This window comes from Corynebacterium senegalense, from assembly GCF_900411315.1.
GTDB lineage: Bacteria > Actinomycetota > Actinomycetes > Mycobacteriales > Mycobacteriaceae > Corynebacterium > Corynebacterium senegalense.
The window spans coordinates 1,106,090-1,119,241 of record NZ_LS990887.1; the positions used below are offsets into that span (position 1 = coordinate 1,106,090).

At 65.9% G+C, this 13,152-nt stretch carries 13 protein-coding genes and 4 tRNA genes; 3 read left to right on the top strand and 14 right to left on the bottom strand.

The annotated features are described in order from the left end of the window. Window positions 1-65: 65 nt before the first annotated feature. Both pgfA and DYZ02_RS05420 read right to left on the bottom strand, forming a co-directional pair. Window positions 66-1,016 carry a cell envelope lipid trafficking protein PgfA gene (gene pgfA, locus DYZ02_RS05415; RefSeq protein ID WP_115686385.1) on the bottom strand — a complete coding sequence of 317 codons (951 nt, stop codon included), beginning with the start codon at window positions 1,014-1,016 and terminating at the stop codon, window positions 66-68. A 42-nt stretch (window positions 1,017-1,058) separates the two neighbouring features. Next, the gene (locus tag DYZ02_RS05420; protein WP_115685332.1) at window positions 1,059-2,555 is read right to left on the bottom strand and encodes a succinic semialdehyde dehydrogenase; all 1,497 of its coding nucleotides are present in this window, start codon (window positions 2,553-2,555) and stop codon (window positions 1,059-1,061) included. A 79-nt stretch (window positions 2,556-2,634) separates the two neighbouring features. On the opposite strand from DYZ02_RS05420, the gene DYZ02_RS05425 reads away from it, so the two are divergent. Further along, complete coding sequence (locus DYZ02_RS05425; RefSeq protein ID WP_115685333.1) at window positions 2,635-3,426, top strand: SDR family oxidoreductase; 792 nt, start codon at window positions 2,635-2,637, stop codon at window positions 3,424-3,426. A gap of 75 nt (window positions 3,427-3,501) precedes the next feature. Here DYZ02_RS05425 and rplL read toward each other — a convergent pair whose 3' ends face one another. The 10 genes from rplL to DYZ02_RS05475 all read right to left on the bottom strand — a co-directional run bounded on the left by rplL (window position 3,502) and on the right by DYZ02_RS05475 (window position 9,750). Then, window positions 3,502-3,891, bottom strand: a complete 390-nt coding sequence (gene rplL / locus DYZ02_RS05430; protein ID WP_115685334.1) for a 50S ribosomal protein L7/L12 — start codon at window positions 3,889-3,891, stop codon at window positions 3,502-3,504. Between the two features lie 61 nt (window positions 3,892-3,952). Beyond that, window positions 3,953-4,474, bottom strand: coding sequence for a 50S ribosomal protein L10 (gene rplJ, locus DYZ02_RS05435; protein ID WP_115685335.1), 522 nt, complete (start codon window positions 4,472-4,474; stop codon window positions 3,953-3,955). 796 nt (window positions 4,475-5,270) lie between these two features. Next, window positions 5,271-5,981 carry a 50S ribosomal protein L1 gene (gene rplA, locus DYZ02_RS05440; protein ID WP_115685336.1) on the bottom strand — a complete coding sequence of 237 codons (711 nt, stop codon included), beginning with the start codon at window positions 5,979-5,981 and terminating at the stop codon, window positions 5,271-5,273. A 78-nt stretch (window positions 5,982-6,059) separates the two neighbouring features. Next, the gene (gene rplK, locus DYZ02_RS05445; protein WP_115685337.1) at window positions 6,060-6,488 is read right to left on the bottom strand and encodes a 50S ribosomal protein L11; all 429 of its coding nucleotides are present in this window, start codon (window positions 6,486-6,488) and stop codon (window positions 6,060-6,062) included. A gap of 184 nt (window positions 6,489-6,672) precedes the next feature. Beyond that, complete coding sequence (gene nusG, locus DYZ02_RS05450) at window positions 6,673-7,638, bottom strand: transcription termination/antitermination protein NusG (protein ID WP_115686386.1); 966 nt, start codon at window positions 7,636-7,638, stop codon at window positions 6,673-6,675. A gap of 321 nt (window positions 7,639-7,959) precedes the next feature. Then, window positions 7,960-8,286, bottom strand: coding sequence for a preprotein translocase subunit SecE (gene secE, locus DYZ02_RS05455; RefSeq protein WP_115685338.1), 327 nt, complete (start codon window positions 8,284-8,286; stop codon window positions 7,960-7,962). A 24-nt stretch (window positions 8,287-8,310) separates the two neighbouring features. Beyond that, window positions 8,311-8,386 (bottom strand) — tRNA-Trp (locus DYZ02_RS05460). A 65-nt stretch (window positions 8,387-8,451) separates the two neighbouring features. Then, window positions 8,452-8,523, bottom strand: a tRNA-Met gene (locus DYZ02_RS05465). Window positions 8,524-8,557: 34 nt separating this feature from the next. Continuing rightward, window positions 8,558-8,630, bottom strand: a tRNA-Thr gene (locus DYZ02_RS05470). Between the two features lie 151 nt (window positions 8,631-8,781). Then, on the bottom strand, window positions 8,782-9,750 hold the full coding sequence (locus DYZ02_RS05475) for an alpha/beta fold hydrolase (RefSeq protein ID WP_281268973.1): 969 nt from the start codon (window positions 9,748-9,750) through the stop codon (window positions 8,782-8,784). A 100-nt stretch (window positions 9,751-9,850) separates the two neighbouring features. Between DYZ02_RS05475 and DYZ02_RS05480 the strand changes: the two genes are divergently transcribed. After that, window positions 9,851-10,408: a TetR/AcrR family transcriptional regulator gene (locus DYZ02_RS05480; RefSeq protein WP_115685340.1), complete on the top strand. Its 558-nt coding sequence runs from the start codon at window positions 9,851-9,853 to the stop codon at window positions 10,406-10,408. Window positions 10,409-10,569: 161 nt separating this feature from the next. On the opposite strand, the gene DYZ02_RS05485 is transcribed toward DYZ02_RS05480, so the two are convergent. Continuing rightward, window positions 10,570-10,651, bottom strand: a tRNA-Tyr gene (locus DYZ02_RS05485). A 76-nt stretch (window positions 10,652-10,727) separates the two neighbouring features. Continuing rightward, window positions 10,728-11,744 (bottom strand): polyprenyl synthetase family protein, encoded by a 1,017-nt coding sequence (locus tag DYZ02_RS05490; protein WP_115685341.1) that lies wholly within the window; start codon window positions 11,742-11,744, stop codon window positions 10,728-10,730. Between the two features lie 153 nt (window positions 11,745-11,897). Between DYZ02_RS05490 and DYZ02_RS05495 the strand changes: the two genes are divergently transcribed. Beyond that, window positions 11,898-13,124: a geranylgeranyl reductase family protein gene (locus DYZ02_RS05495; RefSeq protein ID WP_281268974.1), complete on the top strand. Its 1,227-nt coding sequence runs from the start codon at window positions 11,898-11,900 to the stop codon at window positions 13,122-13,124. Window positions 13,125-13,152 lie beyond the last annotated feature (28 nt).

The window sequence follows — 13,152 nt, forward strand, 5'->3', positions numbered from 1 at the left end:
GTGGCCCCCGCTCGCCGTCCTGGGCGGGTTGCTCACTTGCCGGGAACTCTACCACTGCCCCGTTGTCATTCGGCAAATGTGTGCCTCGGGCGCGTCCGCTCCGGGCGCACCGCGCCCGCCAGGCCCGCCACCGCGAGCAGGGCGCCGAGGGCGATGACCCCGATGGTCACCGCGCGGGACTGGGCTTGGGAGAAAACCGTCCCGAGCTGGCCCGCCAGCCCCTCCACCTGGGCCTCGTCCATCCGCGCGTCGTAGGTCACCAGTTCCTTCAGCCGCGCCCCCTGAGCGTCCGCGTAGTAGTCGTCGACCTTCTCCTCTAGGCCCACCACGAGCCCCGAGACCTGGTCGACGAGGATCACCCGCCGCGCGCTGTGGAAGAGGAACGCCCGGATCTGCTCGCCCTCCGGGCCCTCCACCGTGGTGGTGTTGCGGAGGTCGGCATAGGCCAGGGCGACGTTGGTGGGGGCGATGTCCTGCTCGAAGCGGTACACCGTCCGGCCCGCCACCTCCTCCTGGCCCACGAAGTGCGCTGGGGCGGTCGCGCGAAGGGTCGGGTCAAACACCTCGTAGTCCTCCTGCGCGACATCTGCGGGGAACTTCAGCCACTGCCCGCCCGCCGACACCGTCGTCTCCGGCATGGCCATCACGCTCTGCAGGCGCATGTCGCCGGTGGGCTGGCCCGTGACGCGGTCCATCTCGTACGACCACGTCGCGGCGCTGACCAGGTTGTCAAAGTCCCGCCCGGCCGTCCCCGCGCGCAGGGTGTCGCCCACCCGCACGCCGGTGGTCTCCCGGTCCGCGGGGTTCTGGATACCCATGTGCAGCTGGCGCGTCACGGGGGCGGGTTCGCCCAGGTAGGTCCCCTCCGGGTCACGCAGGGTCCAGGTTGAGTTCTCCAGGTCAAGCGGGAGCCGCCCGTCCCCCAGCAGGAAGCGCGGGGCGACCAGCCCGCCGACGATGAGAGCGATGCCCACACCGGCGAGCAGGATCGGAAGAATTCGTGACCTGGGCAGCATGACCGCCGATTGTATCGCAGGGGTGGGCCGCGCCACCGGCTCCTACCGCAGAATGTCGCGGCCGAGTCGGAGCATCGTCGCCAGGGTTTCGGCCCACTGGGCGCGCGGCACGGTGTTGTCCATCAGGCTCATCAGCCGGGTCTGGGTGACGTTGCGCTGCTCCGTGTACTTGGTCAGCCCGCCGTCGCCGTGGCGCCGGCCGACGCCCGACTTCTTCCACCCGCCCATGGGGGCGTCGATAGCCGACCATGCGGGCGCGTAGCCCTCGTTGATGTTGACGGTGCCCGTCTGCAGCTGCTTGGCGATCGCGCGACCCGTCTTCGGGCTCGCCCACACCGAGGAGTTCAGGCCGTAGGTCGTGTCGTTCGCGCGCTCGATGGCCTCCTCGTTCGAGTCCACCACCTCGATGTAGACCACGGGGCCGAAGACCTCCGCGCGGTACAGCTCCGCCGACTCGGGCACGTCGGTGAGGACGGTGGGCGCGAAGAAGGCGTCGCCGAGCTCACGCAGCCGACGCCCTCCGGTGAGCACCGTGGCGCCCTTGTCCACGGCATCGTCGACGAGCCGCTCGACCTCGTCGGCGTGCTCGACCGAGATGAGCGAGCCCATGTCGACGTCCCAGTCGTGCCCGGCCCCCACACGCAGCGCCTGGACGCGGGAGACGAACGCGGGGATGAACTCCTCCGCCACCTCGCGGTGGACGTAGAGGCGCTCAATCGAGATGCACAGCTGGCCCGAATTGCCGAAGCAGGCGGTCCACGCGCCGTCGACCGTGCGCTTCAGATCCGCGTCGTGAGCCACGATCATCGCGTTCTTGCCGCCCAACTCCATGGAGTAGTCGATCAGGCGCGCCGCTGCCTGCTGCGCGAGGCGTTCGCCGGTCGCCGTGGACCCGGTGAACATCAGGTAGTCGCACTCCTCGACGATCGCCTGGCCCACCTCAGAGCCGCGGCCCGGGACGACCTGGAACACGTCGCGTGGCAGGCCCGCGCGCTCGAGCAGCTCCACGCCCGCCAGGGCTGACAGGGGCGTCTGAGAGTCCGGCTTGAGCACCACCGCGTTGCCCGCCATGAGGGCCGCCAGGGCGTCGCTGATCGAGAGCGCCAGGGGGTAGTTGAACGGCGCGATCACCCCCACCACCCCCTTCGGGGCGCGCTGCTCCCAGGTGCTCGTCAGCAGGGGCATGACCGGCTTGCGACGCCTCGGGCGCAGCAGCTTCTCCCCCTTGTAGCCGTAGTGCCGCGCGGTCAGCGCGACGTCGAGCACCTCCTCCAGCGCCGACAGGCGGCTCTTCCCGTTCTCGTCCTGGATGGTGTCCATGAGGCGCTCGCGGTTGTCCAGCACGAGGTTGTGGAACCGGAGAAAGATCTTGCGCCGCTGCCGGAAGCTCGTCTTTTCCCAGCGCTTCTGCGCGACGCGAGCGCGCGCGAAGGCCTCCCTGGTGTCGTCCTTCGAGTGCGCCGGGACGGTGGCGATCACCTCGCCGGTGGCCGGGTTGATGATGTCGGTGGCCGGCTGTTCGCGAAGAGCGTGAGTCATAGGTTCATACCTTCCTCGTGGAAAAAGTTTTGCAGCCAATCCTATACATGTGACCCGCGCTACATCTAGAGTCTTTCACATGGATAGATCCGCAAACGAAAACAAGTCCATCTTCATCTCGGGCGGCGCCACCGGCATCGGCATGGAGACCGCACGACGCATGCTGGCCCGGGGCTGGACCGTCGGCTGCTACGACATCGCCCCCGTCGAATGGGGCGACGAGGCAGCCCACCTCCCCGGCACGCTCGTCACGGGGCATCTCGACGTCCGCAAGTGGGACGACTGGGAGGCGGCGCTCACCGACTTCACCTCGCACACCGGCGGAACCCTCGACGCGTTCTTCAACAACGCAGGGGTCATTGTCGACGGCAAACTCAGCGCCCAGGACCCCGATCGCATCCAGTGGCTCGTGGACATCAACGCCGTCGGCGCCACCTACGGCGCAAAGGCCTGCCACCCCTACCTCAAGCGCACCCCCGGCGCCGTCATGGTATCCATGTGCTCCGCCTCCGCCATCTTCGGCCAGCCCGACGTGTCCACCTACTCCGCCTCGAAGTTCTACGTCAAAGGCCTCACCGAGGCGCTCGCCGTCGAATGGGCCGCCGACAAGATTCGCGTCCACGACCTCATGCCGCTGTGGGCAAAGACGAAGATCTCCGAGGTGAACGCCCGCTCCATCAACACGCTCGGCGTCAACCTCGTCCCCGCCGACATCGCCGAGGTGGCCGAGCGGGTCTTCACCACCACAAACCTCTACAGCCGGAAGAAGATGCACCACACCGTCAGTGCCGCCGACACCCTGCTCAAGGGGCTCGCCGACTTCTCCCCCGACATCGTCAAGCGCTACTTCAACAAGTTCCTGGTGGGCTGAGGGGGCGTCGACAAGCGAAAAGCTCCCCACACCGCGTGGCGTGGGGAGCTGAAGCGCTTCTGGGAAGCAGCGAGATTACTTGAGGGTAACCTTCGCGCCAGCCTCCTCGAGCTTAGTCTTGGCAGCCTCGGCGTCGTCCTTGTTGGCGCCCTCGAGGATGGCCTTCGGAGCACCCTCGACCATCTCCTTGGCGTCCTTCAGGCCGAGACCCGGAACGAGCTCGCGGACAACCTTGATGACGCCGATCTTCTTGTCGCCGGCGGACTCGAGAACGACGTCGAACTCGTCCTTCTCCTCCTCAGCAGCGGCCTCGCCACCAGCCGGAGCACCGGCAGCAGCAACAGCAACCGGAGCGGCAGCGGTGACGTCGAAGACCTCCTCGAACTCCTTCAGGAACTCGGAAAGCTCGATGAGGGTCATTTCCTTGAACTGCTCAATGAGCTCGTCCTTAGACAGCTTAGCCATTGTGGCTTCCTTTCTTTAGTGAGCCCGAGACGGGCTCGTTGGTGTAGTTGTTGTTCGTGCTTTACGCAGCTTCGCCCTGCTTGTCCTGCAGCGCAGCGACAAGGCGAGCGGTCTTGGATGCTGGTGCCTGGAACAGGCCAGCAGCCTTTGCCAAGGAGCCCTGGAAGGCGCCGGCGATCTTCGCAAGGGTGGTCTCGCGGTTATCCATCTCAGCGATGGCGTCAACCTGGGAAGCGTCCAGGACGTTGCCGTCCATGTAGCCGCCCTTGATCACGAACGCGTCGTGAGCCTTGTTGAACTTCTTCATCACCTTCGCGGCATCGACAGCCTCGCCCTTAATGAAGGCGACAGCGGTCGGGCCGGTCAGGAGATCATCGAGACCCTCAATGCCATTCTCGTTAGCGGCGATCTTGACGAGGGTGTTCTTGGCGACGTGGTACTCGACATCGAAGCCCAGCTCACCGCGCAGCTCCTGCAGCTGACCAACGGTCAGGCCACGGTACTCGGTGAGAACGATGGAGCTCGCCTCCTGGAACTTGCCCTTGAGAGCCTCCAGATCCTTGGTGTTCTTCGGGTTAGCCATTACACACGCCTCCTTCCAATAACGTCATGTCCTTCAATCCGCCGGGGCCTTTTTGAAAATCAAAAACGCCCCGTGCAGAAAGCACGGGGCACCACAAAAGGTTAGCCACGTTCCTCCTGCGTGGGCCGTTCCCTGGAGTGGGAATCCTTCGGCCCTGTTTCCAGGGCGACCGACGGTCTTCGGTGAAACTTGAGCTCGGGGCTTGTTGTACTGCCCCGTTCAAACTTCGATGGGTCAGTCTAGTGGCAGGTGGGTGGCGGAACCAAATCGGCGTTTTTCTGGCAGCGCGGTTCGGTGACAGATTTACGCTGCTTCGATCTCCCACCTGGGGATTCCCACCTGGGGAAAGTGACACATTTCGGGTTTGGGCGGGCACATTTGTCACTGCTGCCGGAGCTCGTGGTGCTGAGGTTTGGCCCTTTAGTGGGCGACCTCGCGGAACATCGCTCTTTGCCTGAGTGGGAGGAAACTTTGGCACTGGCCGCACCTGCTTTGGTGCCAAAGTTTGCTGTCAGCGGCAGGCGACCTGAGGAAACGGTGCCCCTAACCGGCACGAAACCAAACTTTGGCACTACCTGCCCCGAAAACAGTGCCAAACTTTCCTACCGGCGCCAACCGAGCAGGCAAAACACCGCCCCTCCCCCACCGAAAACCAAACTTTGGCACTGCACGCCCCAGAACCGGTGCCAAACTTTGGCCCCATCCCCACCGCACCAAACAGAAACCCCACCACAAAGAAGAAGACCCCCACGCCGAAGCGTGGAGGCCTTCCGCCAGCCGTTAAGGCTGAGAGTCGCTATGCCTTGGTGGCGTAGTTCTTCTGCACGGTCGGGTCAACCGGGACGCCCGGGCCCTGGGTGGCGGAGACGGAGATCTTCTTCAGGTAGATGCCCTTCGCGGAGGAGGGCTTGAGGCGCAGGACCTCGTCGAGGAGCGCGCCGTAGTTCTCGGCGAGCTGCTCCGGGGTGAAGGAGGCCTTGCCGATGAGGGCGTGGAGGTTGGAGGCCTTGTCCACGCGGAAGGAGATCTTGCCGCCCTTGACTTCCTGGATCGCCTTGGCGACGTCCGGGGTGACGGTGCCGGTCTTGGGGTTCGGCATGAGGCCGCGGGGGCCGAGGACGCGGGCGACGCGGCCGACCTTGGCCATCTGGTCCGGCGTCGCGATGGCGACGTCGAAGTCGAGCTGGCCGTTGTTGATCTGCTCGATCAGGACGTCGGTGCCCACGATGTCGGCGCCGGCCTCCTCAGCCTGGGTGGCCTTCTCGCCCTCGGCGAAGACGGCGACGCGGACGGTCTTGCCGGTGCCGTTGGGCAGGGAGACGGTGCCGCGGACCAGCTGGTCGGCCTTGCGGGGGTCGACGGAGAGGCGCATTGCGACGTCGATGGTGGCGTCGTACTTGTCGGAGGAGGTCTCCTTCGCAAGGGTGACGGCGTCGAGCGGGTGGTAGAGGGCGTCGCGGTCGACCTTTGCGAGCATCTCCTCGTAGCGCTTGGACTTCTTAGCCATGTTGGGTTCCTTTCCTGTTTTCTTCAAACAGCGGGAGTTGTGGTGCGGGCCTGGCCGGCCCTTCCACATGAGGGGTGTTTACTTCTTGACCTCGATGCCCATGGAGCGGGCGGTACCAGCGATGATCGCGGCGCCGGCCTCGATGTCGCGGGCGTTGAGGTCGGCCTTCTTGGTCTCGGCAATCTCCTTGCACTGCTCCCAGGTCACGGAGCCGACCTTCTGGGTGTGCGGGACGCCGGAGCCCTTCTGCAGGCCGGCGGCCTTGAGCAGGAGCTTCGCGGCCGGCGGCGACTTCAGGATGAAGTCGAAGGAGCGGTCCTCGTAGACGGTGATCTCGACCGGGATGATGTTGCCGCGCATGGACTCGGTGGCGGCGTTGTAGGCCTTGGTGAACTCGACGATGTTGACGCCGTGCGCTCCCAGGGCCGGGCCGACCGGCGGAGCCGGGTTAGCCATGCCTGCCTCGATCTGCAGCTTGATCAGGCCGGTGACCTTCTTCTTTGCCATCGGATTACCTCAATTCCTTGGTACGGCCCCCGGCCACGATGCACTGCCGGGAGCTTCCGGATGCCCTGCCGTCGTCAAGCGGCTCGGGCCACCGGGGATGAACGAATGAAACGTCGCGCGCGCCTGCGATGAGCAAGGCACACGCGACGTTTCACTCTACGGCTTCAACGTGCGCGGAAGCAAACTAGATGATGCGCTCGATCTGGTCCGCGGTGAGCTCGACCGGGGTTTCGCGGCCGAAGATGGACACCAGGGCCTGGATCTTGCCGGTCTCCGGCTCGATCTCGGAGATCGTGGCGGAGACGGAGGCCAGCGCACCGGAGAGGATGGTGACGGCCTCGCCGACCTGGTAGTCGTGCGCGAGGGTCGGGGCTACCTTCTCCTCGGGCATGGCCACGACGGTCTCGCCCTCGGCGTTGGCCTTGGCGGCCTCACCCTCGGTCGGGGTCTCCTTCGGCATGAGGAACTTGGCCACGTCCCGGTGCTTGACCGGGGTGGCGTTGCCCTCGTTGCCCACGAAGGAGGTCACGCCCGGGGTTTCGCGGACGACGGACCAGGCAGCGTCGTTCATGTCCATGCGGACGAGCACGTAGCCCGGCAGCAGCTTGCGCTTGACCAGCTTGCGCTTGCCGTCCTTGAGCTCGATGGCCTGCTCGATCGGGACGACGACGTCGTAGATCGAGTCCTCCACCTCGAGCGTCTGGATGCGCATGTCGAGGTTGGTCTTCACCTTGTTCTCGTAGCCCGAGTAGGACTGGATGATGTACCACTCGCCCGGCAGCTTTTTCAGCTCCCGGGTGTACTCGCGCAGGCGGCGGCGGTATTCGCCGTCCTGGGTGTCCTCGGCGTCGCCACCCAGGGCCTGCTCGGCGGCGGCGAGGTCGCCCTCCTGGACGGGCTCCTCCTCGGCCTCGGGCTCGGTGGCGTTGAGGACCGGGTCGGTCTCCGGCTCGACGGGGGCGCCCTCGTCGATCATCTCCTCGTTCTCGGCGATCTCGGTCGCAACCTCACCGAGCGGAGCGGCCTCCTCGGCGGCTTCAGCGGTGGGCTCCGCCACGTAGCCGGCTTCCTCGGCGGCGGCCAGTTCGGAATCGCCGGCGAGGACGGCGGGCTCCGTCTCGGGGCTGACGGGGGCTCCCTCGGCGATCATCTTCTTCTCGGCGGTAATCGGGGCGTCGTCAATGCCGCCGTCAGCTCTGTCGGCGTCTTCGTCAGCGTCGCCGGCCTCGTCGGCCTCCTCGGCTTCCTTGGCTTCGGGGTCGGTCTGGGGGCGCACGGGCGCGCCCTCGCCGATCATCTCGGTCTCGTTGTTCTCAACCTTCTTGCCGGTGTCTTCAGCCATGACTTGCTCCTCAGCTCGCTCGTGAATTTTGCCCTAGCCTACCTACTGGCGTGGGAGAGGGGGGCAATAAATTATCCCGCCCTCCCCGGTGGCGGGGCGGCGGGATGATCTTACGAGTGGAGATTATAGCTAACGCACGAACGCTTGCTCAACTAGCCAACGCGCGGCCCAGTCGACGGACCAGACGAGAGCGGTGAGGACGATGAGGAAGCCAAACACGATCAGCGTGTAGTTGAGCATCTGGTTGCCGGTCGGCCAGATCACCTTGCGCATCTCGCCCGCGACCTCGGCGGGGAACTGGGCGATGCTGCCACGGGAGGACTCACCGTCGGTGTTGTCGTTGTCCTGAACGACGGCGCGCTTCGCCTCGGAGGACTGGGTGTCAACGGAAGAGGAACCACGCAGCTGGCGCTTGCCGGTCGGCTGCGCCGGGTTCTGTGCGTTGGGGTTTGTCACAGCTCTCCTCGTTACTCAACGTTATGGCAGGGGCGACAGGACTCGAACCTGCAACCTACGGTTTTGGAGACCGTTGCGCTACCAATTGCGCCACGCCCCTAAGGCACTGCCCTAGGCAGTACGCTTACCCTACCACGGGCGCCGAGGCGCCCAGTTTGAGGTGAGTAGCGATGGAGAGAATTGAACTCTCGACACAGCGATTATGAGTCGCTTGCTCTACCACTGAGCTACACCGCCATGCGTCCACCGGCCGAAGGCCGACAAACAACAGAGCCCCCTATCAGAATCGAACTGATGACCTTTTCCTTACCATGGAAACGCTCTGCCGACTGAGCTAAGGGGGCACAGCCTCTATGTTGTGGGACTCACTTTCGTGCGACCCGCTCCGTTGAAGCCTTGAAAAGATTAACCCACTAGCGATATTCCAAACAAATCGCCAGCTTACTCCCGCTTTTCGACGTCCCAACAACGCTTCACCAACGATGTGGATTCGTTTTAGTCGACCCCCTTGTCCGGTGGCGCACCCTCGCTGCGTTCTGATTTTTCCCAGAAAAGGGTCAGCTCCGCTCCGATGCGATCACGCTCGTCCATGGGGAGGGAATGGGTGGCTTCTGGCCAGAGTACGGTCGTTGCCGTGGGAATCAGGGCGTTGATCCTGGAGATACTCCCCTCTCCACCTGCTATTGAGGAGTTTGCCCCGATGTCGAGACGGAGGGGCATTCGTAGGTTTCCCCATTGCTCGTCGGAGAGGGTGCGAGGCAGAGGGAGTGCCGGGGAGTACGCGCGGCTGGCCGAGCTGATCATTTCCGACATGGGAGTGCGCGTTTGTACTTCTTGCACTGTCGTCCCCCCGATCTCCGCGAACGCCCGGTCGCGCCATGCCTGCGGGGTGGGCAGTGATGCGATCGCAGCCCAGAAGTAGATTGACGGTGGCATCGGGCGAGCGACCATGACTGGCTCCAGGAGGGCGAGTGAGGTGACCTGCCCAGGATCAGCGAGGGCAAACTCGGTCGCGGTGGCTCCCCCGAAACTATGCCCGACCACGTGTACCGGGCCAAGATCCAGCGCGTGCACCGCCTGCGAGATCCACCTTCCCTGATCTTCCGGACCTGCGAAAGGGGTCGATTGGGTGGATAGCCCCGCATCTCCGACGGGGTCCAGGGCGACGATGGTCCGTGTGCCGATCCACGAGGGAAGATTTTCCGCCCACATGGGGGCACCGCTCGCCCGCCCGGGTACCAGCAGGACAGGATTGCCCGAGCCTTCCGGGCCCTGCCAGATGGTCGCGCGGGCAGTGCCGAAGTCGGTAGGAATATCGCGGGTGTGGGTTGGGGCGTCAATACCGCTGAGGACCGCCCGGTACGACGAGAGGTAGTCGCCGCGTGCCCTCTCATTGCGCCAGTGGCCAACTTGGGGTTCAGGCGCGGCGATATCTGCAGCTTTTCCGAGGGCAAGCAGGAACACTGCCCCCAGGGTTATTCTCCGCAAAATGCGAACCATGGGTTTGCCTGCCGGTGCCCGCCTCATACTGAAGACGATACGGTCGTATTGATATGGTGAGCAAGTGGAACGCGATAAAAAGACCGAGATTATTTTTGGAGTGTGGCACGTTATCGCCACGGAAGGGCTGGCTGCGGTCAGTGTGCGCTCTGTGGCGTCGGCAGCTGGAGTGTCCGCGGGACGGGTGCAGCACTATTTCCCCACTAAGACAGCTCTCGTGCGCGCGAGCGCCGAGACAATGCTGCAGACGGCGGTGGACTCCAACCCGTTAACCCAGGAAAATCCAGCGAATCCATCCACCCTGCGAGCACTGCTCATGCATGCCCTGGAGCCGGCTGCGTCAAAGCGGGTGGGAACCGGCGTCTATTACTCGTACGTGGCCGCAGCTGTTGCTGATCCCTGGATCGCCAATCTGCTGGCGGATGCCAAACAGGGTTTGATCGGTGCGGTGGAAGCGTGCGTGAGGTCGCAGTATCCGGGGATGAAGGATGCGGAACTGCATGCTCGGGAGTTGGTTTTTCTTTCCGATGGAGTGGGCCAGGCAGTCTTTCTTGGCGCAGTCAGCGGGGATGAGGGGCGCAGGATCATTGACGATGCGATAGGTCGGCTGGGTACTCGCTAAATCCCCGAGCAGGAGACCTTACGGGCCCAAGTGACGGGGCACCCCCGGGTAGTAAACCGCTTCGAGCCGTGCCACTGCCGCCGGAACTTACTTGCGGCGACGCCGAGCAACGCGAAAACCCGCCACCGGATCGGTGACAGGTTTCGTGTTGTGCACTGCGGTGCCAGGTAGAAGATTCGAACTTCTGAAGGCAATGCCGGCGGATTTACAGTCCGCTCCCTTTGGCCGCTCGGGCAACCTGGCAAGCACCTGATGTGCGTTGACTACCTTACAACAACGGCGCGGTGTTGCAACAAATCGCCAGGTGAAAGGGGTAAAACTAGCCCACGCGCTCGACGGTGTAGCGCGAGAGCTGGCGCAGGGCGCGGTTCGCTGGGATGTCGGGGAGCTGGTCGAGCTGCTGCTCGGCTACGGCGAGGTAGCGGTGGACGTCGTCAAGCGCCCGCTCCCTGCCATCGGTGGCGGCGATGAGCTCGAGGGCTCGGGAGACGTCTTCGTCGCGCGTGAGAGGGCCCGTGAGCAGGCCGCGCAGCTCCTCGCCTGCCGGGGAGTCCTCGCGCAGGGCGTAGAGCACGGGCAGGGTGAACACCCCCTCGCGCAGGTCGGTGCCGGGGACCTTGCCGGACTCAGTGGAGGTGGAGAAGATGTCGATGATGTCGTCGACGATCTGGAAGACCATGCCGATTGCCCCGCCGATCTCCTCGCAGCGGCGCACCACCTCGTCCTCGGCGCCGGACAGACGCGCGCCGAGGTAGGCGGCCGAGCCGATGAGCACGCCCGTCTTCTCCTCGATCACCTTCAGGTAGTGCTCGACGGGATCGCCGCCGCGCGCGCCCACGGTCTCGCGCATCTGTCCGGTGACCAGCTTGGCGAAGGTATCGGCGAAGTGACGGACCGTATCGGTGTTGATCTCGCTCATCAGGCGCGAGGCGTGGGCGAAGAGGATGTCGCCGGCGAGGATCGCCACCGTGTTGCCCCAGCGGTGGTTTGCGGAGTCGACGCCGCGGCGCTTGGCGGCCTCATCCATGACGTCGTCGTGGTAGAGGGTGGCCAGGTGGACCATCTCCGTGATGGCCGCGCCCTTGACCACGTTCTCGGCGCCGGGCTCCGGGCCGAACTCGCTGCACAGCAGGGCGACGAGCGGGCGGAAGCGCTTGCCCCCGGCCTTCATGAGGTGGGTGACCTTGTCCGTGATGAAGTCCTCGCCCTCGGAGAGGCGCTCGTACAGCACGTCCTCGACCCTGCCCATGCCGTGGGCGATGCGGTCGGTCAGGTCGGCGTCGCCGAGTTCGAGGGTGAACTCGCTGGACGCTGACGGTGGGGTGCCGTGGGTCATCGGTGATGTCCTTGCAGGTCGAATGGCCTTCCCGGGGCGATGTCGGGTCGCCGAGGGCGATTGGATTTCGCACTCAACCGTAGCCCACCGGCGGGCGCGCGCGCAGCAGCGGGTGGTAATTGGGCGGCGGGTCGTGTGCCACAATGGGTGACCGTGAACAGCAGCTGGGAAGTCTTGGTGGTGGGCGCGGGCCCGGCGGGCTCGGCCGCGGCGGTGGCGGCCCAGAGGGCGGGGCTGAGCACCCTGCTTATCGACGCCCAACCAGCGCACCGCGACAAGACCTGCGGCGACGGGCTCACCCCGCGCGCCGTGCGCTCGCTGCGCTCCCTCGGCCTGGAGCACGTGCTGCCCGCCTACCGCAACCGGGGCCTGAAGCTGCACGGCTACGGCGGCTCCGTCACCGCGCCCTGGCCGGACGGCGACTTCGGCGCGGAGGGCTCCGCGGCACCCCGCGCCAGCTTCGACGCCGCCCTGGTGGAGCAGGCCCGGCAGGCCGGGGCGACCGTGTGGCACGACTGCCCCGCCACCGCGGTCTCCGTCGGCCCCCGGGGCATCGAGAGCGTGACCACCCCGCGCGGCGAGATCGCGCCGAAGTGGGTCGTCGTGGCCGACGGGGTGCGCTCCCCCTTCGGCAAGCTCCTCGGCCGCGAGTGGCACAAGGGCGAGGTCTACGGCATCGCGGCGCGCTCCTACTGCTCCTCCCCGCTGTCCAGGGAGCCCTGGATGCACTCCCACGTGGAGCTGCGCGACGCCGCCGGGGCGATCCAGCCCGGCTACGGGTGGATCTTCCCCCTCGGCGAGGATGAGGGCGCCGTCAACCTCGGCTGCGGGGCCCTGTCCACCGAGGCGCGCCCGGCAAAGGTGAACACCAAGAAGCTGCTCTCCGAGTACGCCGCGCAGCAGCGCAAGGCATGGGGGCTCGGGCCGGAGCGGGAGGTCACCAGCGCCCTGCTGCCCATGGGCGGGGCGGTGAGCAACGTAGCCGGGCCGAACTGGGCGCTCATCGGCGACGCCGCGGCCTGCGTCAATCCGCTCAACGGCGAGGGCATCGACTACGGCCTGGAAACCGCCGTGCTCGCGGTGCAGCTCATCGGCACGGGCGCGGATCTCACGCTGGCGTGGCCCTACGCCCTGCGCAGCCACTACGGGGAGGCGTTCACGCTGGCCAGGACGGCGGCGCGGCTGCTCACCTACCCGCAGTTCCTTCCGGTGGCGGGGCCGGTGGCGCTGCGGGGGCCCGTCGGCAATCGGCTCATGCCCGCCGCCGCCCGTCTCATGGGCAACCTCGTCACGGACGGGGACCGCGACCTTCTCGCCCGCGCCTGGCGGGCGGCCTCCCGGCTCGCACCGACAAATGGGCCACTCTGGGACCTCTCCTGACGGCCCGGGCTCTGGACCTGACTAGGCC

Coding starts and splice junctions, on each gene's coding strand:
- DYZ02_RS05490 (WP_115685341.1), bottom strand. CDS start 11,744: ATGACCCACGGCACCCCACCGTCAGCGTCCAGCGAGTTCACCCTCGAA.
- rplA (WP_115685336.1), bottom strand. CDS start 5,981: ATGGCTAAGAAGTCCAAGCGCTACGAGGAGATGCTCGCAAAGGTCGAC.
- rplJ (WP_115685335.1), bottom strand. CDS start 4,474: ATGGCTAACCCGAAGAACACCAAGGATCTGGAGGCTCTCAAGGGCAAG.
- DYZ02_RS05425 (WP_115685333.1), top strand. CDS start 2,635: ATGGATAGATCCGCAAACGAAAACAAGTCCATCTTCATCTCGGGCGGC.
- pgfA (WP_115686385.1), bottom strand. CDS start 1,016: ATGCTGCCCAGGTCACGAATTCTTCCGATCCTGCTCGCCGGTGTGGGC.
- DYZ02_RS05420 (WP_115685332.1), bottom strand. CDS start 2,555: ATGACTCACGCTCTTCGCGAACAGCCGGCCACCGACATCATCAACCCG.
- nusG (WP_115686386.1), bottom strand. CDS start 7,638: ATGATCGCCGAGGGAGCCCCCGTCAGCCCCGAGACGGAGCCCGCCGTC.
- rplK (WP_115685337.1), bottom strand. CDS start 6,488: ATGGCAAAGAAGAAGGTCACCGGCCTGATCAAGCTGCAGATCGAGGCA.
- rplL (WP_115685334.1), bottom strand. CDS start 3,891: ATGGCTAAGCTGTCTAAGGACGAGCTCATTGAGCAGTTCAAGGAAATG.